Raw genomic sequence first — 22,638 nt, forward strand, 5'->3', positions numbered from 1 at the left:
ACATCGCGCTTCTCCCTCGTCCCGATCACGCCGCCAGCGCGATGCCATCCTTGCGATGATCCGACGCGCCGAACATGACACCCCGAGACGTATCGACGTGCACGGCCTGGTAGCCTCCTAACGGTTCGTCGGCCCAGACGACGCGATGGCCGCGACCGATCAAATCGTCAGCTACGGCGCCGGGAATCGTAGGTTCGAGCGTCACTGCGCCATCGAATGCAAAGCTGCGCGGCGCATCCGAGGACTGTTGAATGTCCATCCCGCGGTCGAGCATGCCACTCAGGATCTGCAAATGCCCCGTCGCCTGATATTGTCCGCCCATCACACCAAAAGCCATGACCGGCCTGTCATGCTTGGCGAGCAAACCCGGAATGATCGTGTGGAATGGACGCTTTCCTGGCGCAATGACGTTGGGATGCCCGTCAATGAGCGAGAACCCCGAACCCCGATTCTGCAGCAACACGCCCGAGCGAGGAGCGTAGATGCCGCTTCCGAAGGCGAAGAACAGCGAATTGATGAGAGACACCATGTTGCCGTCGCGATCCGCGACCGCAACGTAGGCGGTATCACGATGAACAGGCATGTCGAAGTCTGTCGGTGCGCTCGCACGCTCGCGGCTGATGCGAGAGCGCAAAGTCGCGACTGATCTCTCGGAGAGCAGTGCATCGATATCGAATGGGCGGAACGAGGGATCCGCGAGGAGCGCGTCGCGCTGCCGGTAAGCGGCCTTGGTCGCCTCGGCAAGCAGATGGATGCGGTCCGCCTCGCCGAGCGTGGTGTCGGTCATGTCGTAGCCGGCCAGGATTCGCGCGATCAACAGCGCTGCCACGCCCTGCCCGTTCGGCGGGCATTGCCAGATTTGATGATCACGGTAGTCGGCGCTGATCGGCGTCACGTAGTCCGACCGCGCGGTCGCTAGATCGTCGGCCTCCATCAGGCCGCCGAGCGCCTTCAAGATCGAGACGATTTCATCGGCGACGGCACCTTCGTAAAACGCGGCTCGGCCCTCACGTGCGATCCGACGCAGCGTGGCGCCGAGCGCCGGATGGCTGAGCTTGCCGCCGACGACGGGCGCAGTGCCGCCGGGAAGATATACGGGAGCCCCAGTCTGATGCCGTTCGATGCGATTGGCATAGCGTGCCCAGTCGAGGGCAGCGCGCGGCGTGACTACGAAGCCGCTCTCAGCCGCTTTGATCGCTGGTGCAAAAACCTCGTCCAGACCCTTCGATCCATGATCGGCAGAGAGCCGGCACCAGGCATCGACCGCCCCCGGAATCGTAACAGCATGTGGCGAGTCATCCGGGATCGACATCAATCCCAGCTGCCGGAACCAGCCTGGCTCTGCCTTCGCCGGCGCTCGACCCGAGCCATTGATGGCGACCGGTTTGCCCGAGGCAGGAGCATAAATCGCAAAGCAGTCGCCACCGATGCCGGTCATGTGCGGATCAATAACGCCTTGAAGAGCGATTGCGGCAATCGCGGCATCGACGGCGTTGCCGCCGCTGCGCAGGATGTCGACCGCAGCTAACGTGACGGCGGGATGGGAGGCAGCGACCATGCCCCGATCGCCGACCGCCAAGGAGCGGCCTGGCACCATGAAATCGCGCTGTCCCCAGCTCATGCCCTTCTCCGATCGTTGATGTGAGGCCGCTGGACTTTCATGCCGCAACATCTGTCGCCATGGCGGGAAGGGCCAGCGGACCCGCGTCCCTACCGATGCCGAACAGAGAGCGATGCACGAGGTCTATCGCGCTGCCGACCGCGCCGATCAGCGTGGCGCGATTGCCGAGCGCGCTGAGCTCGATGCGAACCGGCTGTCGCATACATCGCCCGAGATACTCTTCGATCCGCAGCTTCAGCTCGGGCCGTACACCGATGCTGCCACCCATGATGATGATCTCTGAATCGAGGATGCAGTGCACGGCCAGAATCGCACTCGCGAGAATCCGGCTGACTTCGTCGATTGCAACACGTGCCGCCTCATCGCTATCGAGCCTATCGAAGACATCACGCACCGTACCGCCCGGAACGCCACCAAGTCCGAGATAGCGCTCGACAATGCCAACGCTGCCGACTGCGGTTTCCAGGGTACCCAAGCGAAGACCGCGCGTATCGTAGGGATCGCCTCCGAGCGGCAAGTAGGCGATTTCGCCGGCTGCGCCACGCGCGCCGCGCACAAGATAACCGTCCGAAAAGATGCCCATGCCGATACCGGTGCCGACAGCGATAAAGGCGAAGCTACGGGCCTTGCGGCTGTTGCCGCGCCAATGCTCGCCGATCGCAGCAAGATTGACGTCGTTCTCGATCGCGACGTCGATCCCGAGTCGCTCGCGCAGTGCGGCCCGCACATCCAGGCTGTCCAATCCGGGAATATTCGGCGCGATGACGATGCTGCCCGACGCCGGATCGATGATACCAGGACTTCCCATCACTCCGCCGCGCAAACGTTGTGCCGGTACAGACGCTTGCTGAAGCAAAGACTCCTGCATGCGTCCGATCTGCGCAACCACGGCAGCACCACCGTCGCCGGACGTCGGTTCGATGCTCTCGGCAACGATCTCTCCCTGCAGGTCGGCAAGCGCGACGTGCAGTTTCGTGCCACCCAAATCGACCCCGAGCACGAAAGCGGCGTCCGGTCGCAACGCGTAGGTGACTGCACTCCTGCCCACGCTGCCCTGGACTTGTCCGTCCTCGCGGACCCAGCCGTCACGTTCGAGGTCGCGCATGACTTCGGAAATCGTCTGCTTGGACAGACCCGTGCTGCGAGCGAGCTCCGCGCGCGAGACCGCTCGATCTCGCAACAGCCGCTCGACGACGAGGCGCACGGATTGCTGCCGCGCAATGGGCAACGAGGGGGCGTCGGACATACAGGCCGAATCCAATTTGTCAGGACAGCGAACTAATGCTGACTCATGGCCGCCGTCAAGAGCCACAACTCGGGATTTTTCTCCTAGATATAGGTATTATATTACGTATATTTTCTACGCCACAAGTCGATTTGTTCTAGACATTTACAAACTCGACCGAGCGTGCTTGTCTTGCCCTTCGGCAGTGGAGCCTCGGCAGAGAAGCCCTGGGATGAAAGGAATTCGCATGAAGCGGATCGGCACAGCGTTGGCGGCCATTCTGATGATCGGATCCGGCCTCGTGTCGGCCGGTGCAGCGACATTGCGGGTCGGTATTCAGGACGATCCCGATGCGCTCGATCCCGCACTCAGCGGCACCTATTCCGGCCGATTCGTGTTTGCCGCGCTGTGCGACAAGCTCGTCGATATTTCCCCCGACCTCAAGATCGTGCCTCAGCTGGCAGAGGCCTGGGATTGGGCTGCGGATGGCAAGTCGGTCACCTTCACTCTGCGCAAGAACGTCACGTTCCACGACGGCACCGCGTTTGATGCTGCGGCGGTCAAGTTCAACATCGAACGCATGAAGACGATGCCGGATTCGAAGCGCAAGGCCGAACTCGCGCCGATCGTCAGCGTCGAAGCCCTCGCAGCGGACAAGGTCAAGTTCAACCTCTCTGAACCGTTCGTGCCGTTGCTTGCCAATCTCAGCGATCGTGCCGGCATGATGGTATCGCCGAAGGCCGCTACGGAGAGAGCGGGCGAATTTGCAGCTGCACCGGTTTGTGCCGGCCCGTATCAATTTGTCGAGCGCAAGTCGCGCGACCTCATTCGCCTCAAGAAATATCCTGGCTACTGGAACGCCGGGGCCGTCGGCTACGACGAGGTCGTCTATTACTACGTACCCGACTCGACCGTACGCTTGTCGCGGGTACGAGCGGGCGATCTCGAGCTCGCGGAACGCGTAGCGCCAACCGATCTCAAGACCGTGCGCGACGATCCCAACCTCACACTCCATGCCGGCCAGGGACTCGCAGTCTCACATCTGATGTTCAATGTCGGCGCAGGCGCGAAGGCCGACACGCCACTCGGCAAGAACCCGACGCTTCGACAGGCCTTTGAGCTCGCGATCGATCGCAATGTGATCAATCGCGTTGCCTTCAACGGCGAGTTCCTGGCGGACAATCAGATGATTCCGCCGTCGTCTCCGTTCTACGATTCTGCTCACAAGGCGCCGGCTCGCGACGTTGCCAAAGCCAAGGCCTTGATCGCAGCAGCCGGAATGACCCGCGTTCCGGTCGAGATCTCATACGAGAATGCGGCTGGCGACTCACGTGTCGCACAGATCATGCAGTCGATGGCGGCCGAGGCCGGCTTCGACGTGAAACTATTGCCTATGGAAACGACCACCGCGATCGAGCGCTACCTGAACGGCAATTTCGAAGCCTACATCGGCAACTGGAGCGGCCGTCCCGACCCGGACCCGACGCTGGTCGCCTTCTTCAGCTGCAGCGGCTCGCAGAACGTCAACAAATACTGCAACAAGGATCTCGATGCGATCCTGACCCAAGCGAGGGGCGAGGCCGATGACGCCAAGCGCAAGGCGCTCTACGCGAAAGCGACCGATATTTACTTAACGGCACTCTCGTCGATCCCGCTCTATCATCCCAACTGGTTCTTTGCTGCCCGCAAATCGGTCGGCGGCATCGTCATGGTGCCTGATGGGCTCCTACGCCTTGTGGGCGTCAAGCCAACGAACTGACGCACGACACTTTCTCCAGATGACGACTCGTCTGTTCCAATGAAGACCCTGCTTCTGCGCCGTCTTGCCGTCCTGCTGCCGACCCTGTTGCTGGTGTCGATGATGGTGTTCGGTCTGCAGAAGCTACTGCCTGGGGATCCGGCGCTGGCGCTCGCCGGGGAGGAGCGCAATCCCGAGGTCATCGAATTTCTTCGGCAGAAATATCGCTTCAATGAGCCGATTCCGGTGCAATACGGCATCTGGCTAAAGGCCTTGGTGCATGGCGATTTCGGCACCTCGGTTCGCACGCGACTGCCGATCGGCACCATGCTCGTAGAAAAGCTGCCGGTGACGATCGAACTTGCGGTCTTGTCGATGCTGGTCGCGCTGCTCGTCGGGTTGCCGATCGGAATCATCGCGGCACTGGGGCGTGGGACACCACTCGACTATGGTGCCAGTCTTTTTGGCCTCGCCGGACTTTCCATTCCGCATTTCTGGCTAGGGATCATGTTGATCCTTCTCTTCTCGGTAAACCTCGGTTGGCTACCAGCCGGAGGCTTCGTGCCACCAACCGAAAGTGTCGGCCGGAATCTGATTTCGATGCTTATGCCTGCTTTGGTCCTGGGGACCGGCACAGCTGCGATCATGATGCGCCATGTTCGCGGCGCGATGATCGAGGCTATGAAGCAGGACTACGTCCGTACCGCCCGCGCGAAGGGCGTCCGCGAACATACCATCGTGCTGCGCCATGCTCTGCCGAATGCGCTGATCCCGGTGGTCACGCTGGGCACGTTGCAATTTGGCGAGCTACTGGCGGGCGCGGTCTTGACTGAGCAGGTCTTTTCGATTCCCGGCTTCGGCAAGATGGTTGTCGATGGCGTGTTCAGCCGCGATTATGCCGTGGTTCAGGCGGTCGTGCTTTGCACGGCGGCGGTATTTCTGCTGATGAGCCTCGTTGCCGACGTCGCCTATGTGCTCCTCAATCCGAGGCTGAGGTCATGAGCACGATTGAGGCCGCACCGGTCCCTGCCCAGATGCGAGCAGCCGGGCGCTCTGAAATTCGTCGCTTGCTACGCGAGCCGTCAGCTCTGATCGGTGGCGCGATCATCTTGTTCTTCGTCATCTTAGCAGTATTCGCAGCATGGATTGCGCCCTACGATCCGAATGCACCGGACTGGATAGCGATCCGCGCCGCTCCCAACGCCGCGCATTGGTTCGGCACGGATGATCTCGGCCGCGACGTGCTGTCCCGCGTCATCTTCGGAACACAGGCATCGCTTGCAGCCGGCCTGGTTTCTGTGACCGTTGCGGTGCTGATCGGGCTGCCGTTCGGTCTGGTAGCCGGCTATTTCGGCGGCGTTACCGACATGGTGATCTCGCGCGTTGCGGATGCGCTTCTCGCCTGCCCATTTCTCGTCCTGGCAATTGCACTGGCAGCATTCCTGGGTCCCAGCCTCCAGAATGCAATGATCGCAATCGGCATTTCCGCGATTCCGGTATTCGTACGAGTTGCGCGTGCCGAGACGCTGGTTGTCTGTACCGAGGACTACATTGCGGCAGCGCGCGCTCAAGGGCTCGGTCATGTTGCTATCCTGACCGGCCAAGTCCTACCGAACGTGCTTGCACCGACCATCGTCCAAGCGACTCTCACCATGGCGATTGCAGTTCTCGCCGAGGCGAGCCTCGCCTTTCTTGGTCTTGGTCAATTGCCTCCGGCTCCCTCCTGGGGCGCTATGCTCGATGTGGCTCGGCAATTTCTCGGCGAGGCGCCGTGGATGGCGCTATTCCCAGGTCTCGCAATCATCGCTCTCGTCATCGGCTTCAACCTAATCGGCGACGGCCTCAATAGTGCGCTGAATCCCAGGCACTAGACCCGAATGGATATGCAGGCGAGTTCCAGAACCACTCCTCTCAGGATGAAGCCGCCGTCATTTGTGAAATGAGCGATCCTGAACGCCTTGTTGTGGCGATAGCCGACCTATCCTACTCCGCGGTCAGCCTGTTGGGGCACCACCCGGGTAGAAGGGCGGGATCAACCGCGAACGGTTGCTTCATCTCCGGCGCGGCGATTTATCGGCGTCGATACTCTTGAGTATATCGCCCGCTCTATCCCGGAACGGGCGCTTCTGCGTCCAGCAAGCGCGCCGCTTTGAGGTCGCCCCAGAGTGCGGTTGGCACTGAGGCGGTCAGCGCAGCTACATTACGCTCGACCTCCTGTGCATCATGCGCCCCAAGCACCACGCTAGCAACAGCCGGATGACCAAGGGCGAAGTGCAGTGCGGCCGTCGGCAACGGTACTCCATGAGCTGTGCAGATACGCTGGATTTCGACGACCTTCGAAAGGATGTGCGGCGGCGCATCCTGATAATTGTACTTGGCGCCCTTGGTGGCGCCCGTCGCCAGAATCCCCGAATTGAACACACCACCAAGGAGCACCGCGATGCCCTGCTTCAGTGCCAGTGGCATGAACTCCTCGAGTGCCGGCTGCTCCAGCAGGGAATAGCGTCCGGCGAGTAGCATCACCTCGAAGGAGCCGGCCCGCGCAAAACGCACGCACATGTCCGCCTCATTGACGCCGATCCCGATGCCCGCGACCACGCCTTCGGAACGAAGCTTGTCGAGCGCTACATAGGCTCCGGACATCGCCTCCCGAAAGCGGTCTTCGATCGCGTTTTGGCCGTGGGTCCACACATCGACATCATGGATCAGCAACAGGTCGATACGGTCGGTGCCAAGCCGCAACAGCGATTGCTCGACCGAGCGCATGGTGCCGTCGTAGGAATAGTCGACAACGGCCCGGTGCGGCTGTCCACCGACGAACCCGGACCGGGTCTCGGGCTGGTGAAAAGGATCCATCCAGCGACCGGTCTTTGTGCAAAGCACCACATCCTTGCGTGGCACGCGCCGGATCGCCGTTCCGCAGCGATGTTCCGACAGGCCATTGCCATAGTGGGGCGATGTATCAAGCAAATTGATGCCGAGCTCGAAGGCGCGGCTTACGGCAGCAATCGCAGTCTGGTCGTCGAGCTCAAGAAAGAGATCGCCCAGTGGCGCGGTTCCGAAGCCGAGACTGGTAACTTCAAGCCCGGTCCGGCCAAGTTTGCGACGCGGCAACGCTGATTGCGAAACCATGGTGGATTCCTCTCCCCTTCTCCGCGCCTCGCTCGCGCGCTGGTCTCATTGGCAACGACGCGCAGGGTATGAATCTGCCGTCACATGTCAACGCGAAGAATGGGCGGCCCTCGCAAGGGATTGTGCAACGGCGAAGCTGGCCATGGCTGGCCTTTCGTGGTCGCATCCAAGCGAGTAACGAAAAAAATGACACTCAGGGGAAAGTGTGAACGCTGTGCGAGGCTGACCGACCCCCGCTTGCTAAAGGTGACTTCGCCGTCATGATGACTGTAGAAAACGTCGCTATCGCCTGCAGCTGCTCGCTCAGCAGCTCCAAAGCGCGATCGGGTATCGCACTGCGATGGCGGCTGGCGAACGTGCCACTTGCTTGACACGTTCTGGAGCGCCAGTCTCTAATCTGCCTCAAGGTCCTGCGGTTGGACAGGCAATACTTTGCTACCCAACAAGAACAGGATCGACGGCCCACTCGGCGACTGTCGGGTCATGGGTGCGGAAGCCAAGATAATTTCCTGGGAGGGAACAATGGACAGACGCCAGACGCTCAAGCTGATCGGTGGCACGGCCGCGTTGGCCAGTGCCGGTTTTCCGGGCTTTGCCTTTGGGCAAGCCCAGAAGGAAATGGTCACGGTCGTGAAGATCGCGGGAATTCCGTGGTTCAACGCACTTGAAAAGGGAATCCAGAAGGGTGCGAAGGATTTCAGCATCAATGCCACTATGGTTGGACCGGCGAACGTCGATCCGGCGCAGCAAGTAAAACTCCTGGAAGATCTGATTGCCAAAAAGGTCAACGTGATCGGCTTGGTGCCGCTTGATGTAAAAGTCTGCGAGCCCGTACTGAAGCGCGCCCAGGCAGCCGGAATCAAGGTCATCACGCATGAGGGTCCGGAACAGGAAGGCCGCGACTGGAATGTGGAATTGATCGACTCCGTTCGCTTCGGCGAGGTGCAGATGGAACGTCTCGCCAAGGACATGGGCGGCGAAGGCGACTATGTCGTCTATGTTGGGACTCTCACGACACCGCTCCACAACAAATGGGCCGACGCCGCGATTGCCTACCAGCAGAAGAATTTTCCGAAAATGAAGCTTGTCGCCGACCGCTTCCCGGGCGCCGATGAGATCGACACCAGCCAACGTACGACCCTCGATGTGATCAAGGCCTATCCGAATCTGCGTGGTATTCTCGGCTTCGGTTCGAACGGACCAATTGGGGCCGGCAATGCCGTGCGTCAGCAACGCCTTGGCAAGAAAATCGCCGTGGTCGGCACCGTTCTGCCGAGCCAAGCGAAGTCTCTTATCGCTGATGATACGATCCGCGAGGGCTTTCTGTGGAATCCGACCGATGCAGGTTACGCCATGGTCGCGGTGGCCAAACTCGTGCTCGATGGCAAGCCGATCACGGATGGCGTCGATGTACCCGGCCTTGGCAAGGCCGCGGTCGATGTTGCCGCAAAGCAGATCAAAGTCGACAAGATCATGCGCATCAACAAGGAAACGATCGATGGGCTGATCGCCGGGGGGCTCTAGGCCGAGACCGGTTTAGCCACCTCAAGGCACTGCATTCCCGGCTGTTCCGGTCGGGAATGCAGTATCACCAGAGCGATCGCGAGATCCATTGCAGGCGAAACTTTGACGACTTTCCTGGAGATGTCTGGCATATCGAAGCGCTTCGGTGGCGTGCACGCGCTCCGCGACGTCGATCTCACTCTGGAAGTCGGCGAGGTGCATTGCCTGGTCGGTGAAAACGGCTCCGGCAAGTCCACCCTGATCAAGATCATCTCGGGCGTAGAAGCAGCGGAGCCCGGCGGCCGGATCACAATTTCCGGCAAGGAATATCCCAGACTGAACCCGGTCTACTCCACGCAATGCGGCATTCAGGTCATCTACCAGGACCTATCGCTATTCCCCAACCTCACCGTCGCTGAGAATATCGCGATGGCGCACCATCTTGGCGGCCTTCATTCGGTGAACTGGGCTTCAATGCGCGCCACCGCGAAGGCCACCATGGCAAGGGTGGGCGTCGAGTTTGACCCAGACGCGAAAGTCTCAGAACTCAGCATTGCCGGACGCCAGCTCGTGGCGATCTGCCGGGCCTTGGCAGCGGATGCCAAACTCCTGATCATGGATGAGCCGACGGCATCGTTGACCCGCCACGAGGTGAACGCCCTGATCGCGCTCGTGAGCGAGCTGAAGCGCGCTGGCATCTGCGTCGTCTTCGTCAGCCACCGCCTCGACGAGGTACTTGAAATCGCAGAGCGCGTAACGGTTCTGCGGGATGGCGCCAAAGTTGGTACTTTTGCTGCAGACACAATTGACGGGCGCAAACTTAGCCACCTGATGACCGGCAAGTCCTTTGAGTATCAGGTACAGGCGCCTGAGCTTGCCGCTGGTCCGGTCGTGCTGGAAGTAAAGGACCTGGGCCGCCAGGGTGAGTATGAGGACGTAAGCTTGCAGTTGCGCGCAGGGGAAGTGGTCGGTCTCACCGGTCTGCTCGGCTCGGGTCGAACCGAACTCGCGTTATCGCTGTTCGGCATGAAGCCGCCCGATCGCGGCACCATTTTGCTTGACGGGCAACCGATCGAGCTCCGAACGAACGCAGAGGCGATCCATCGAGGGATCGCCTATGTATCCGAAGACAGGCTTACGCTTGGTCTCATCCTAAATCAGTCCGTCACCGCAAACATCACGCTCACGGTGCTGGAACATCTGGTTGGCGCATTGGGGCTGATTGCCGCACGCGCGCGACAGAGCCATGTAGCACGCTGGGTTGCTGAACTCGGGATCAAGGTCTCCAACCCGGCCAACGCGGTGAAGACCCTTTCCGGGGGCAATCAGCAGCGGGTCGTGCTCGCCAAATGGATGGCGACCGGCCCGCGGGTACTTATTCTCGATAGTCCCACGGTAGGCGTCGACATCAGCGCCAAAGACGGAATTTATGAAATCATCCGACGGTTGGCCCGCGACGGGGTCGCGGTGCTGATGATATCAGACGAAATTCCCGAGGTCCTTTATCACAGTCATCGCGTGCTGGTGATGCGCGAAGGGCGCTTGACAACCGACGTGGCTGCTGCAGCCACTTCCGAAGATGCACTGCGGCAGGCCGTCAATGCCTGAAGTGCGCGTTGCATCATTCGACAGGTTTCGTCGCAGCCATGAGTTCTGGCTGTTGATGGTTATCCTCGGACTCTGCGCCAGCCTGGGCTTCGCGAATGCGCAATTCCTGACCATGCAGAATCTGTTTGATCTGCTGACCTCCTACGCCTTCGTCGGCATTTTGGCGCTCGGACTACTGGTCGTGCTGATCGCTGGGGGAATCGACATCTCATTCACCGCGACGGCGTCGGTCGCACAATATGTTACACTCTCGCTTGCCAATGCTTACGGAGCGAACTGGATCAGCGTCTTCGCCATCGCGATTGGGATTGGCGGTGCGCTGGGCGCCCTCAACGCGATCTTCATCCAGAAGCTTCGGATACCATCGATCATTGTTTCGGTCGCAACGCTGAACATTTTCTATGGGCTTCTGATCTTCTTCACCGGCGGCAAATACATCTATTCGTTACCCGACTGGTTTGCGACCGGAATATTCTGGTTCGAATTCGAATGGGGCAAGGATAGCTCATACGGTGTCAACCTGCAGATCCTCGCACTCGCGCTGGCATTTCTCGTCACTTGGCTCCTGCTTAACCGAACCAATATCGGCCGGCAAATCTATGCCATGGGAGGCAATGCAGATGCCGCGCAGCGACTTGGCTTCCACGTTTTCGGCCTCAACATACTGGTCTATTGCTACATGGGCGTCATGGCGGGAATCGCTTCGCTGATCCAGGCACAACTCGCCCAGTCCGTTGCCCCGACAGTGCTGGTCGGCAAGGAACTGGACGTGGTCGCGGCCGTCGTGCTCGGCGGCGCCAGCTTGATGGGCGGCGTCGGCACGGTTTTCGGCACGTTTTTGGGCCTGACGCTGCTCGCGGTGCTCCAAAATGGAATTGTTCTGCTGGGTGTCTCGTCCTACTGGTCGCCGTTCTTCGTCGGTTTAGTAATTCTCATTTCGGTGTCGGCGACTGCCTGGTCGCAGCGAGAGCGGCGAACCCGGAGCGCGCGCCAATGAGCAACGCGCCCGGGCTCTCACTTCGCCGGCGTATGGTCGGCTTCGCCGGTAGCGGCACGGTCGCCACCCTCACCCTGCTGTTGTTCGCGCTCTGGGTGGTGTTCGCGATCACGATCGGCGACCGTTTCTTCTCGGTCAACACGCTACAATCTATGGCCTTCCAGATGCCAGAGCTCGGCATCCTTTCACTTGCGATGATGCTGGCGCTGCTATCCGGCGGACTCAATCTTTCCATCATCGCGACCGCCAATCTGTCCGGACTGACCATCGCTTTCCTGCTGACGCATTACATCCCGGGGAGTCAGGGCCTTGCCTGGGTCGGCATTCAGGTGCTGGCAATCGCGGCAGGATTTGCCGTCGCCGCGTTGGTCGGCCTTGTCAACGGATTTGTCATCGCCTACCTCGGCGTTTCGCCGATCCTGGCAACCCTCGGCACCATGACACTCTGCAAGGGGCTTGCGATCGGCCTGACACGCGGCAACGTCATCTCCGGATTTCCTGAGCCCATTGTTTTCATCGGCAATGGAACGGTTTTCGGGGTACCTTTTGCGCTGATCGTGCTAGCGCTCTGCGCCTTGCCCGTCGCGCTCATGCTAAATGCAACGCCCTTCGGAGCGAGGGTTTACATGATCGGCTCTAACGAGAAGGCAACCCGCTACTCCGGCGTCGATACCCGCGCCGTCCTGCTCAAGCTCTATGTTCTCTCGAGTCTGCTCGCCGGTGTGGCAGCGGTAGTCATGCTGGCCCGCTTCAATTCGGCCAACGCGGCCTACGGCGAAAGCTACTTGCTGGTCACCATTCTCGCGGCCGTCCTCGGCGGCATCGATCCGTTTGGCGGCTTCGGCAAAGTCGGCGGGCTATTGCTTGCGCTGATCATCCTTCAGGTGATCTCCTCGGCATTCAACCTTCTGAACCTCAGCCAATTCCTCACGCTGGCGATCTGGGGTGGAATCTTGATTGCCGTCGCGGCGGTTCCTCATTTCGCCGGCAAAGCGCCACGGTAGCCAGCGATGATACGCTCGCCACTTATCGCGGTTCTCGATATTGGCAAGACCAATCTCAAATTGCTGGTGGCGAGCGAGGATGGCTGGCCGCTCGAGACGCATTCGATCCCGAATGTGCCGAACACGGCAGGACCATACCTTGCATATGACCTTGCTGGCCTGGAAGAGTGGTTCCTCGACACCTTGGCCGTGGTGACGCAACGCCATACCATCGGCGCGGTGATCACGACCGCGCATGGGTGTGGCGCTGTTCTTGTCGATGGTGAAGAGCCGGTTCTGCCGATGATGGACTATGATGCCATCCCTCCGCCGGCAATCGATGAAGCCTATGCCCAGATCGCGCCCGGCTACGATGAGGCATTCTGTGGAATTGCAGGCGCGATGCGGCTCGGAAAGCAGCTGCTGTGGCAGGAACACGCATATCCCGTCGAGTTCGCCCGCGCAAAAACCTATCTGACGACCGCTCAGTTTTTTGCCTTGCGGCTTGGCGGACGTGCGGCCAGCGAAATTTCGCAACTCGCGGCTCAGAGCCACATCTGGGACCTCATCCATCATCGGCCCTCTTCTCTCATGTGTCACCGCGGCTGGAGCCATCTACTGCCCGACCGCGTACCAGCCGGTGCAGTGCTAGGGACGGTTTCGGAGTCCGTAGCCCGGCGTACCGGCCTGGCGCGTTCGACCGAAATCCTCTGCGGCGTACACGATTCAAACGCCAACCTGTTTCGCTACAAGGCCGCCGGCATGGCCGATGCCTCGATCCTATCGACCGGCACCTGGATGATTGGCTTTCAGCGCGGCCTCCCCCTGGACAAACTCAATTGTGCGCGCGCGATGGTTCTCAATATCGATGTCGATGGTGAGAATGCACCTTCGACATTGATCGCGACCGGCCGCGAATACGACCTGATCCGCGGGCGGAATTGTGCGACTGATGCAGCCGTCCTCGCCGCATTGCCCACCCTGCTATCGAGGCGGACCCTGGCGCTCCCCTCGTTCGTCGACGATGATGGACTATTTCCGGGCGCCGCTCGCCGCGGTCGGGTGATCGGGCCGCCCCCCGAAACGCCTGCCGAAATGCAGGCATTGGCCGTGCTCTATGCAGCGTTCAGCGCAAACCGCTGCCTTGATGCGCTTGAGAGCTCAAAACGCATCATCATCGATGGTGGCTTCGCCGCAAACTTGCCCTTCGCGCGCTGTCTTGCGAGCCTGCGACCCTCGCAGAGCGTCTGGGTCAGTCAATCTCCGGACGGAACGGCGCTTGGCGCTGCGCTGCTGTGGCGGCGATTCTCGCGTACGCTTCCGGTTTCAAGTGTGGCACTTGAAGCCGTCACATCACTCGGCAACGATGGGTTCGAACTGCGCGACCTTTCCGCTGCCTACCAGTCCTGGATCGCTTTCTCGGAGCCCGCCTTATGACAGACCACAATCATGCCGATCTTCGCCAAGGCATTGTCGATACCTGCAGGCAGATGAATCGAAACGGCCTCAATCAGGGCACATCCGGCAATCTTTCGCACCGGATTCCAAACGGCATGCTGATCACGCCTACGAGTCTGCCCTATGATCGAATGCAGCCAGAGGACATTGTTGCGATGGATTTTGCCGCGAACTACCGAGGCAACCATCGGCCTTCATCCGAATGGCGCTTTCACCGCGATATTCTGCGAGCACGCGAGGACGTCAACGTCGTGCTCCATACGCATTCTACCTTCAGCACAACTCTCGCCGTTCACGAGCGTAGTATTCCCTGTTTTCACTATATGGTCGCAGTTGCGGGCGGCAACGATGTCCGTTGTGCGCCCTATGCTTGTTTCGGCACGCAGGCACTATCAAACTACGTCCTCAAGGCACTCGAAGATCGCAACGCTTGTCTGCTTGGCCATCACGGCTTGATCGTGACGGCCCAGACTTTTGAAAAGGCCCTTTGGCTCGCCGTGGAGGTGGAGACGCTAGCGAAGATGTATGTCCATGCGTTGGCGATCGGTGAGCCGCCGCGCCTCAGCGACGCTGACATGGCGCAGGTACACGAGCAGATGAAACGCATGGGATACGGCCAGGCGCCTGACCTTGACGATGTCGGCGATGTTCCACGTGCCTTACCTGGGTCACAGGGGGCAGCACATTGACCGTGGATTTGATGGACAGCCGTGACCGAGTTCACTTAGAAGCAGCCCACGCAGAACGAAAGACGTGGCTGGATGTGCGGGTTAGACCAACTGTCGCAGTTCCTGGACAGAAGACGTGAACGAAAATCGCCTTCGTAGAAATCTCGACCTATCCAACCCAATGGACAAACGACTATCATTACCAGCGTTTCGATTTAGTAGTAGCCCGCGCACAGATCGCCATTCGCGACCAAAAGCTCATCAGCCTTGCGTCCATCCGTGGCCGCCTTGCTGCTTTCCAAGTTATACATTCAAGTAAAACTCGATCGCGCGGTCAGCTGCTCTTGTAGCATTCACAACGAGTTGCAGGCGGCGCTTTACAGGAGTTTACGCCTATCTCGGCGCTCAAATCTACTCATGGCGGCTCGACCTGGACTGGCGCTGGCACCAGGCAGCCCTCGACTTCGGTTGCATGCTGAGCATCAATCCGGACGCCCACTCGATCTCCGAACTCGACCACATGCACTGGGGCGTCCAGATAGCCCGCAAGGGCGGCGTCCCTGCCGACCGGGTGCTGAATGCGATGACGCTCCCGGAGATCACGCGCTACCTTCGCCAGAAGCGGCGCCCGCTCGCCCGCGCCGCCTGATGTCGCAGGGGCACGATCTGGCGCTCGAGGGCAGGGTCGTGGCGGTCGCCGCCGATCGCGGCCATCACTTCAGCAAACCAACTCGGGAGCGCATAATCCTGGTGGAAGGCCACGGCGTCGAAGGCGACGCTCACGCCGGCCCGTTCGTCCGGCACCGCTATTTGGCACGCCGCCGGCCCCGTCTGCCCAATCTCCGGCAGGTCCATCTTATCCCATCCGAACTCTTCCCGTCTCTCCTCGAAGCTGGCTTCGAGGTTGGCGCTGGCGACCTCGGCGAGAACGTCACCACCGCCGGATTGGGGCTCGAACGAATGCCGCTCGGGACCCTAATCGAGCTCGGGCCGTCCGCGGTCGTCGAGCTGACGGGCCTCCGGACGCCCTGCGTCCTGATCGACCGCTTTCGAGCCGGTCTCAAGCGGCAGGTGCTCTCGTCGGCGGAAACGGGCCCTCCGTTCAAGTCCGGGGTGCTGGGCGTGGTCCGGGCCGGCGGGACGGTCGTGGCCGGCGACAGCGCGCGGGTTCGCCTTCCATCCTTCTCGTTTCGGCCTTTGCCGGCGCTATAGGGAGCCCCTGCCATGGCCCGAAAATCGACCCTGCCTCTTCGCCTGCGGCCCATGCTGGCCACGCTGACGGATGCACCGTTCGACGATTCCAACTGGGTCTTCGAGGACAAATTCGATGGTTTCCGCATGGTTGCGGAGATCCGGGGTGGTCGGGTCGCGCTCTACAGCCGCAACGGTAAAATCATCAGCCACTCGTATGTCGAGGTCGCGAAAGCGCTGGAGGGCGTGAAGGCGGACGCTGTGATCGATGGCGAGCTCGTAGCGATCGGCAAAGACGGCGCATCCCATTTCCAGTTGCTTCAGAACGCCCTGCGCCATGAGGCCAAGCTCTTGTACTGCGCGTTCGATCTCATGTTCGCGGACGACGAGGATCTGCGCGCACTGCCGCTCTTGCAGCGCAAGAAGCGGCTCAAGACCATCCTGCCGCGCCACAAGCTGATCGCGTTCAGCAACCACCGCAAAGGCAAGGGAACGAAGTTCTTCGCGGAAGCCGAGCGAAGGCATCTCGAAGGCATCATGGCCAAGCGCGCCGACAGCCCGTACGCGTCCGGACGCCGGACCGCTGACTGGCTGAAGGTGAAGACCGCCCAGCGGCAGGAGGTCGTGATCGCCGGCTTCACGGCGCCTAGGCGAACCCGGCCCTTTTTCGGCGCGCTCGTCCTGGCAGTGCGCGAAGATGATGGATGGCGGTACATCGGCCACGTCGGCACCGGCTTCAGTCACCAGGTTCTCGAAGAGCTCCACGGAAAGCTCATGAGCCTTAAGACGGCGAGGTCGCCCTTTCCTGCCAAGGTAAAGGATGAGCGGGTCACGACTTGGGTACGCCCTTCGCTGGTTGCAGAAGTGAGATTTGCGGAGTGGACCAGCAAGGGCGAGCTGCGTCAGCCGGTCTATCTAGGCCTGCGGTCCGACAAAAAAGCCAAGGAAGTCGTTCGCGAAAAGAGTTGGTCGCGGAAATAACTCCGAGCCGACGACCCGGAATTCAGACGGTTTCGCGCTCGGATGCCGAAGGCCACGGCGGTAGCGACGGCAACCGCCGCCGCCCGGCGGCCGTGATTCTGACCAAGGCTCTGGCCCTGAAATGGGTCTTGGAAGACATCCGCGTCAACGCGGTTGTGCCCGGCTATATCGAAACGGCGATCAACGCCGCCGGCCGGACTGATCTCGCGCATTATCAGCGCATCGCTGACCGCACCGCCTTCAAACGCTGGGGACAGCCGGAGGATATCGCGGGCGCGGTTGCGTTCCTCTGCATGCCGGCGTCGCGATATGCGACCGGCACTGTCGTTACCGTCGACGGCGGATTTCTCGCGGGCTAGCCTGGAGCCTTGGGGGAGCACGACCTCGTCTCCCTACGGTAGCGCTCAGGCAAAACGGAGTATTGGTCGGCTTCGTCTTGGAACTCACCAAGCAAGTCGCCGAGACCTCGACCGAAGAGATCCCGACTATACCCGCCGCAATTATTTGGGTCTCGAATTCCCAGGAAACTTTCTCGGCGAAGTCGCTTCTTCAGCAACTATCGAGGTCAATCGAGTGATCGGCTGGGATCGAGCCGCTGTATTGTGGCTGCGAAGGTCTTAAGTTGATACCATCAGCGATCGCTCGATCCCTACATGGATCGAGGTGGAAATCGCCTAGTCTTTCGTTCTGGAGAGCGCCGGTACGCGCGAGCTGCTGATCTTTTGATGCCCACCAGAACAGCGATATCTCCTACGGTACGGAGACCTGCGACGAGCGTCGCATCAGTGGTTTGTTTCCGGCAAACTGATCGGCAGCTCGAAAGCAAACCTGGCACCGCCCAGCGTCGATTGATTGTCGGCCCAGATCCGTCCGCCAAGTGACTCAATGATCGACTGGGCGATAGGCAGATCAAGGCCCATGCCGGACTCCTTGGTCGTGAAAAAGCTGTCGAACAGATGTGGCAAGTGCTCCGGGTCGATACCCGGTCCGCTATCTTCAATAATGCAGCTTACCACTTTGTCGTCGACTAACTCGATACGAATGCCAATCCTCTTCTGAATTATTCCGCTGCTCGTAAGCTCCTGCAAAGCGTTCGTCAAAAGATTCACCAGCACTTGCTGCAGCTGAGTGCGATCGCCGGCAACCATTGGAAGACCGTTGTCCAGGTCCAACGATACGTTCACATCCTGCACATCGAACTCGTGCTGCAGGAAGGCCATGGACTCTTTGACGATGTCGGCGAGCTCGAACTCCGATTGCCTGACCGTACCGCGAGTTGCCATAGCGCGGATCCGGTCGACGATTTCAGCCGCCCTTTCGCGCGTCGGTGACGACACGCCTGACGAACACTTGCGCCTTCTCCACATTCGGGTCGAAGCGGTCTCCTCTTTGGCTTTGGCCGACTGTCAGCCAATACCGTCAGCGATGGCCCGCAACCCATTGATAGTCCGGTTTGCCATTTGTCGATGTCCAGTCTAGCTGATCCGGAAGTTCGGTGACGCGGCGGGCGATCTCGGCGATCTTGCGCGCACCGCGGTCGGCGCATCGCAAAGTCTAACTTTGTCGCAAAAGCGCATCGCTGATCTTCTCGGCCGCCATGATCACGGGGATGTTGGTATTCGCGGTCGGCAGCCGCGGCATGATCGAGGCGTCCGCCACGAAGATATTGTCGCTGCCGATCACTCTGCCCTCGGGATCGACCACGACCATGGGGTCAGCCGGATCGCCCATGCGGCAGGTGCCTACGGGGTGCCAGACTCCGAACACGCTCTGCCGCACGAAGGCCTCCAGGGCGCGCTCGTCCGCAAGCGTCGTCTGGAAGGCAGTGCCGTTGAGCAGCACGAGCCGGATCAGGAGCTGCCTGAGGCCCGCGGGCACGTCGAGCATCGGGCCGAGGATCGAGGCGACGATGCGGTTGGCCGTGCTGTACCGGCTCAAACGCTTGATCCGCGGGGAATAGGAGGCCGGGAAGAAATCACCCCCCTCCGGGTTGAGCGAGGGATGGACGACGAGCTTCGCGAGCAGCCGAACGGACGCGATCATGCGCTCGACATCGCGCGGGTCGGACAGCAGGTTGAGATCGGCCACCGGATAGGTTTTGGGATCAGGCGCCGCCAAGGTGAGCGAGCCGCTCGAATACGGCCGGTTGCACCAGAGGAAATAGAGACCGAGCCGCGTGCCCAGCGCGTGCCAGCCGCCACGGGCCGAGGCCGTGATGTACATGTCCGAGGCGTCACAGCCCGGATTGTCCGACGAGTAGCGCATCGCCGCAAAATTAGGACGCCGCCGGGCCAGCGGGAGCCGAAGGCCGCGTGGCAGATATTGACAGAAGGTCAGCGCGGGATGATCGCGCAGATTGTTGCCGACGCCGGGGAGATCGATGACCGTGGGAATGCCGAGCGCCTGAAGCGCCGCACCCGGACCGATACCCGCCCGCATCAGGATCGCCGGCGATTGCAACGCGCCCGCGCTGAGGACCACGCGGCCGGCGCCGACCGTGAGCTTCTGCCCGCTAAGCGAGACCACCACACCCGTCGCGCGGCGGCGGTTGAGCTGAAGCTGCTCGACCACACTGTCAGCCCAAATGGTGAGGTTCGGCCGCGAGCGCGTCGCTGCATCGAGATAGCCAGCGGCCGTGGAGACGCGCCGATCGTTGCTGTTGGAGAACGCCGGCGGAAAGATGCCGTTCTCGAACTCCGCGTTCTGATCCTTACGGAACGGCAGCCCGGTTGCCGATAACGCCTCGCCCACGGCGCGGCCGAACTCGGGCATCTCCTCGCGGGCGATGCGGCGGATCGGGATCGGGCCGTGCTTGCCGTGCAGCGGCCCGTCGAAATCGAGATCGGTCTCGAGCTTGAGGAAATACGGCAGCACGTCCGCCCACCCCCAGCCCCGCGCGCCGAGATCGCGCCATTCGTCATAGTCGCGCGGCAGGCCGCGATTGGCCGATTGCACATTGATGCTTGAGCCGCCGCCCATCACCCGCGCCTGCTCGTAGGCGCGGACGACCGGCCTGCCCCCGGCATTGCGGCCGGCTGCCGCCGACAGACCCGGCCAGATGTACTTGTCGCCGAAGAACAGCGTCATCGGATAGCTGTCGAGGATTTCCGGCGGCGTCGCGTCCGGCGGGGTGTCCATGCCAGCTTCGATCAGAAGCACGCGGCGGCTCCCATCCGCAGAAAGCCGATTGGCGAGCACGCAGCCTGCCGACCCGCCGCCGACTATCACATCGTCGAAATGCAGCTCATCCATTCCCGTCTCATTGCGCAATTCGATGGACCGGCGCGGCCGCAGTTGCAGCCGCGCCGGTAGAGCTCAGCGGAAGTTGCCCTTGGTCTCTGGGATCACGATCGCGCCGATCAGGTAGATCACGAACACGCCGACCGCGAAGTAGGCCAGCGACATCGGGATTTCCGCCGGGCTGCCGCTCACCAGCGAGACGAAGGTCGGCATCATGCCGCCCAGCGCGAAGCCGATGTTCCAGGACAGACCGGTGCCGCTCGCGCGCAGCGCGGTCGGAAAACGCTCGTTCAGGAAGATCAGCACCGGCGCGTAGCCGGCATTGCCGATGAAGGCGATGGCGAGGGCATAGAGCGTGATCTGCGTTGTGTCCTTGGTCGCCGCGAGGTTGAGATAGCACAGCGGCAAGAGCACGGCTGCGAGGACGCCGATCATCAGGAACGTCTTCTTGCGCCCGATGCGGTCGCTCAGCGCGCCGACCAGCACGGCCGAAAAGAACGCCGAGACGCTCGCGCCCATCAGGATCAGCGAGGAGGTCTGGTTCGGGACCGCGTTGATGACCTTCAGGAAGCTCGGCAGATAGCCCGATGTCAGGTAATAGCCCGCGCCACCACCGAAGGTGATCAGCAAATTGATCAGCAGCACGCCGCGATATTCGCCGGAGAACACGTCCTTGACCGGCGCCTTCGAGACTTTTGCCTGCTTGTTGCTCTGCTGGCGCTTGAGTTCCTTGAAGTACGGGGACTCCTCGAGGTTCCGGAAGATGAACCAGCCGAGCAGCGAGCTCAGCAGACCCGAGAAGAACATGAAGCGCCAGCCCCACACCGCGAACGCATCGCCGGGGAAGACCGAAGACGTGATCAGGAAGATGAACGATGCCAGCAGCGCGCCGATGCCGGCGCCGCCGCCGCCGACCAGACCGGACATCGCACCGCGCCATTGCGGCGGCACCGATTCCGTGCCGATCGTGTGGGTGGAGGCCACGACACCGCCGACGAACACGCCCTGCACCAGACGCAGCGCCAGGAAGATGACAGGCGCGATCACACCGACCTGAGCAATGGTCGGCAACAGGCCGAACGCCGCCGTGCTGATGCCCACCCCGATGATGGCGACCAGCATTGCCTGCTTGCGGCCGTGCACGTCGGCGAAGTGACCGAACACCGCCGAGCCGATCGGCCGCATCAGAAGCGTCACGGCGAACGAGCCGTACACCGCGGCCAGCGACAGCGCCGCATTGCTGGCCGGGAAGAACAGCGCGCCGACGACCGGCGCCACGTAGAGCAGAATGAACAGATCGAACAGATCGAGTGCCCATCCGAGCACCGATGCGATGATCGCGTTGACCATCTGTTTGTTGTCCGCTGATGCCTCTGCACCCGCGACCGGCATATCCATCTCAGCCATTTTGTTATTCCTCCCCCGTTTGAATGGCGCCGCGGTTCGCGTCATTGCGAACCGCGGCCGTTTCAAGTGCGTGCGTCAGCGGCCGGCGAATTTCGGCGGGCGCTTGGCGTTGAAGGCCTCGACGCCTTCCCTAAAGTCGTCCGACTGCCGCAGGCGGCTGTAGCAATGGCCTTCGAGCTCGATGGCAATCGCGAGCGTGGAATCCTCGGTGTCGTTGAGCAGCTTCTTGGCGGTTCGCTGCGCCAGCGGCGAGAAGGTGCGGAGCTCGTCGACGAGCTTGTCGGTCGCCTTCTCCAGTTCGGCATCGGGCACGCATTCGGTGGCGATGCCCCAGTCATAGGCCTGCTTGGCCGAGATGCGCTTGGAGCGCATCACGATGTCCTTGGTGCGGGTGATGCCGACCATCTTCTGCAGGCGGGCCGATCCGCCGGAACCCGGGATCTGGCCGAGCTTCTGCTCCGGCAGCGCGTATTGCGTGGTCTCCGAGGCAATGCGGAAGTCGCAGGCGAGCGACAGCTCGAAGCCGACGCCGAAGCAATAGCCGCGGTTGGCGACGATCACCGGCTTGGCACAGCGCGCGGGCGCCGCGATGTTCCAGGCAAGCTTGGAGACGTGCTCGGGGCTCGCCTCCATGAAGCCGCCGATATTGCCGCCGCTGGAGAAGTGCTCGCCCTCGCCGCGCACCACGATGACGCGAACGCGCGGATCCTCGTCCAGCGTCTCGAAGGTCAGACGCAGCTGGTCGCGCTGCGGCATCGCCACGACGTTGTAGGGCGGACGTCCCAGGATGATGTCGGCGCGCTCATGCGCCTCGTCGATCTCGACCTTGAACCCGTCGACTTTTGCAAGCCGAGGATCGGCGAACGTATAGGATGACGGCATTTTG

Annotated in this window: 19 protein-coding genes and 1 pseudogene; 13 read left to right on the top strand and 7 right to left on the bottom strand. The window is 61.3% G+C overall.

Features of this window, described 5'->3' with window-relative positions; all coding sequences use genetic code 11:
- Positions 1-25 precede the first annotated feature (25 nt).
- Positions 26-1,621 (bottom strand): gamma-glutamyltransferase, encoded by a 1,596-nt coding sequence (ggt, locus tag L6637_RS14770; protein WP_237866403.1) that lies wholly within the window; start codon positions 1,619-1,621, stop codon positions 26-28.
- A gap of 37 nt (positions 1,622-1,658) precedes the next feature.
- Complete coding sequence (locus L6637_RS14775) at positions 1,659-2,867, bottom strand: ROK family transcriptional regulator (RefSeq protein ID WP_237871076.1); 1,209 nt, start codon at positions 2,865-2,867, stop codon at positions 1,659-1,661.
- On the opposite strand from L6637_RS14775, the gene L6637_RS14780 reads away from it, so the two are divergent.
- From L6637_RS14780 to L6637_RS14790, 3 genes are read left to right on the top strand one after another with little or no spacing between them, the layout of a single operon-like run.
- Positions 2,842-4,605, top strand: coding sequence for an ABC transporter substrate-binding protein (locus tag L6637_RS14780; RefSeq protein ID WP_237871078.1), 1,764 nt, complete (start codon positions 2,842-2,844; stop codon positions 4,603-4,605). The genes L6637_RS14775 and L6637_RS14780 overlap by 26 nt on opposite strands.
- A gap of 39 nt (positions 4,606-4,644) precedes the next feature.
- Entirely contained in the window at positions 4,645-5,586 is a 942-nt protein-coding gene (locus tag L6637_RS14785) for an ABC transporter permease (RefSeq protein WP_237866400.1), read from the top strand.
- Complete coding sequence (locus L6637_RS14790) at positions 5,583-6,455, top strand: ABC transporter permease (protein WP_377802940.1); 873 nt, start codon at positions 5,583-5,585, stop codon at positions 6,453-6,455. The genes L6637_RS14785 and L6637_RS14790 overlap by 4 nt, the downstream gene beginning before the upstream one ends.
- A 235-nt stretch (positions 6,456-6,690) precedes the next feature.
- Here the strand turns inward: L6637_RS14790 and L6637_RS14795 are convergent, their stop codons facing one another.
- A complete protein-coding gene (locus L6637_RS14795) occupies positions 6,691-7,716 on the bottom strand; it encodes an aldo/keto reductase (RefSeq protein WP_237866399.1) in 1,026 nt (341 codons plus the stop codon).
- Positions 7,717-8,238: 522 nt separating this feature from the next.
- On the opposite strand from L6637_RS14795, the gene L6637_RS14800 reads away from it, so the two are divergent.
- The 10 genes and pseudogenes from L6637_RS14800 (at position 8,239) to L6637_RS42405 (ending at position 17,464) form a co-directional block, all read left to right on the top strand.
- On the top strand, positions 8,239-9,240 hold the full coding sequence (locus L6637_RS14800; RefSeq protein ID WP_237866398.1) for an autoinducer 2 ABC transporter substrate-binding protein: 1,002 nt from the start codon (positions 8,239-8,241) through the stop codon (positions 9,238-9,240).
- A gap of 102 nt (positions 9,241-9,342) precedes the next feature.
- Positions 9,343-10,827 (top strand): sugar ABC transporter ATP-binding protein, encoded by a 1,485-nt coding sequence (locus L6637_RS14805; RefSeq protein WP_237866397.1) that lies wholly within the window; start codon positions 9,343-9,345, stop codon positions 10,825-10,827.
- Complete coding sequence (locus L6637_RS14810; RefSeq protein WP_237866396.1) at positions 10,820-11,824, top strand: ABC transporter permease; 1,005 nt, start codon at positions 10,820-10,822, stop codon at positions 11,822-11,824. The genes L6637_RS14805 and L6637_RS14810 overlap by 8 nt, the downstream gene beginning before the upstream one ends.
- Complete coding sequence (locus tag L6637_RS14815; RefSeq protein WP_237866395.1) at positions 11,821-12,828, top strand: ABC transporter permease; 1,008 nt, start codon at positions 11,821-11,823, stop codon at positions 12,826-12,828. Before L6637_RS14810 ends, L6637_RS14815 begins: the two co-directional genes overlap by 4 nt.
- Before the next feature lie 6 nt (positions 12,829-12,834).
- Positions 12,835-14,244, top strand: a complete 1,410-nt coding sequence (locus L6637_RS14820; protein WP_237866394.1) for an FGGY-family carbohydrate kinase — start codon at positions 12,835-12,837, stop codon at positions 14,242-14,244.
- Positions 14,241-14,954, top strand: coding sequence for a class II aldolase/adducin family protein (locus L6637_RS14825; RefSeq protein ID WP_237866393.1), 714 nt, complete (start codon positions 14,241-14,243; stop codon positions 14,952-14,954). Before L6637_RS14820 ends, L6637_RS14825 begins: the two co-directional genes overlap by 4 nt.
- 391 nt (positions 14,955-15,345) lie before the next feature.
- Positions 15,346-15,582: pseudogene (locus L6637_RS14830) on the top strand (DNA polymerase/3'-5' exonuclease PolX); the annotation flags it as partial.
- Complete coding sequence (locus L6637_RS14835; RefSeq protein WP_237866392.1) at positions 15,582-16,145, top strand: MOSC domain-containing protein; 564 nt, start codon at positions 15,582-15,584, stop codon at positions 16,143-16,145. The pseudogene L6637_RS14830 and the gene L6637_RS14835, both read left to right, overlap by 1 nt.
- Before the next feature lie 12 nt (positions 16,146-16,157).
- Positions 16,158-17,105 (top strand): non-homologous end-joining DNA ligase, encoded by a 948-nt coding sequence (gene ligD / locus L6637_RS14840; RefSeq protein ID WP_237871082.1) that lies wholly within the window; start codon positions 16,158-16,160, stop codon positions 17,103-17,105.
- Positions 17,106-17,197: 92 nt separating this feature from the next.
- Positions 17,198-17,464: an SDR family oxidoreductase gene (locus L6637_RS42405; RefSeq protein ID WP_271607143.1), complete on the top strand. Its 267-nt coding sequence runs from the start codon at positions 17,198-17,200 to the stop codon at positions 17,462-17,464.
- A 423-nt stretch (positions 17,465-17,887) separates the two neighbouring features.
- Here the strand turns inward: L6637_RS42405 and L6637_RS14850 are convergent, their stop codons facing one another.
- From L6637_RS14850 to L6637_RS14865, 4 genes are all read right to left on the bottom strand, one after another.
- Positions 17,888-18,442: a sensor histidine kinase gene (locus tag L6637_RS14850; protein ID WP_237871084.1), complete on the bottom strand. Its 555-nt coding sequence runs from the start codon at positions 18,440-18,442 to the stop codon at positions 17,888-17,890.
- Positions 18,443-18,659: 217 nt separating this feature from the next.
- Positions 18,660-20,357, bottom strand: coding sequence for a GMC family oxidoreductase (locus L6637_RS14855; RefSeq protein ID WP_237866388.1), 1,698 nt, complete (start codon positions 20,355-20,357; stop codon positions 18,660-18,662).
- 63 nt (positions 20,358-20,420) lie between these two features.
- Positions 20,421-21,752 carry an MFS transporter gene (locus L6637_RS14860; protein WP_237866387.1) on the bottom strand — a complete coding sequence of 444 codons (1,332 nt, stop codon included), beginning with the start codon at positions 21,750-21,752 and terminating at the stop codon, positions 20,421-20,423.
- Positions 21,753-21,827: 75 nt separating this feature from the next.
- A complete protein-coding gene (locus L6637_RS14865) occupies positions 21,828-22,634 on the bottom strand; it encodes an enoyl-CoA hydratase/isomerase family protein (RefSeq protein ID WP_237866386.1) in 807 nt (268 codons plus the stop codon).
- Positions 22,635-22,638: the final 4 nt, after the last annotated feature.

The sequence above is a fragment of the Bradyrhizobium zhengyangense genome, from assembly GCF_022012435.1.
Classification (GTDB): domain Bacteria; phylum Pseudomonadota; class Alphaproteobacteria; order Rhizobiales; family Xanthobacteraceae; genus Bradyrhizobium; species Bradyrhizobium zhengyangense.

Bases quoted from the DNA above. Each gene is read 5' to 3' on its own strand.
- L6637_RS14775 (WP_237871076.1), bottom strand. From the start codon at position 2,867: ATGTCCGACGCCCCCTCGTTGCCCATTGCGCGGCAGCAATCCGTGCGC.
- L6637_RS14795 (WP_237866399.1), bottom strand. From the start codon at position 7,716: ATGGTTTCGCAATCAGCGTTGCCGCGTCGCAAACTTGGCCGGACCGGG.
- L6637_RS14790 (WP_377802940.1), top strand. From the start codon at position 5,583: ATGAGCACGATTGAGGCCGCACCGGTCCCTGCCCAGATGCGAGCAGCC.
- L6637_RS14855 (WP_237866388.1), bottom strand. From the start codon at position 20,357: ATGGATGAGCTGCATTTCGACGATGTGATAGTCGGCGGCGGGTCGGCA.
- L6637_RS14800 (WP_237866398.1), top strand. From the start codon at position 8,239: ATGGACAGACGCCAGACGCTCAAGCTGATCGGTGGCACGGCCGCGTTG.
- L6637_RS14860 (WP_237866387.1), bottom strand. From the start codon at position 21,752: ATGGCTGAGATGGATATGCCGGTCGCGGGTGCAGAGGCATCAGCGGAC.
- L6637_RS14815 (WP_237866395.1), top strand. From the start codon at position 11,821: ATGAGCAACGCGCCCGGGCTCTCACTTCGCCGGCGTATGGTCGGCTTC.
- L6637_RS14810 (WP_237866396.1), top strand. From the start codon at position 10,820: ATGCCTGAAGTGCGCGTTGCATCATTCGACAGGTTTCGTCGCAGCCAT.
- ligD (WP_237871082.1), top strand. From the start codon at position 16,158: ATGGCCCGAAAATCGACCCTGCCTCTTCGCCTGCGGCCCATGCTGGCC.
- L6637_RS14785 (WP_237866400.1), top strand. From the start codon at position 4,645: ATGAAGACCCTGCTTCTGCGCCGTCTTGCCGTCCTGCTGCCGACCCTG.
- L6637_RS14820 (WP_237866394.1), top strand. From the start codon at position 12,835: ATGATACGCTCGCCACTTATCGCGGTTCTCGATATTGGCAAGACCAAT.
- L6637_RS14835 (WP_237866392.1), top strand. From the start codon at position 15,582: ATGTCGCAGGGGCACGATCTGGCGCTCGAGGGCAGGGTCGTGGCGGTC.
- L6637_RS14780 (WP_237871078.1), top strand. From the start codon at position 2,842: ATGGGCAACGAGGGGGCGTCGGACATACAGGCCGAATCCAATTTGTCA.
- ggt (WP_237866403.1), bottom strand. From the start codon at position 1,621: ATGAGCTGGGGACAGCGCGATTTCATGGTGCCAGGCCGCTCCTTGGCG.
- L6637_RS14825 (WP_237866393.1), top strand. From the start codon at position 14,241: ATGACAGACCACAATCATGCCGATCTTCGCCAAGGCATTGTCGATACC.
- L6637_RS14865 (WP_237866386.1), bottom strand. From the start codon at position 22,634: ATGCCGTCATCCTATACGTTCGCCGATCCTCGGCTTGCAAAAGTCGAC.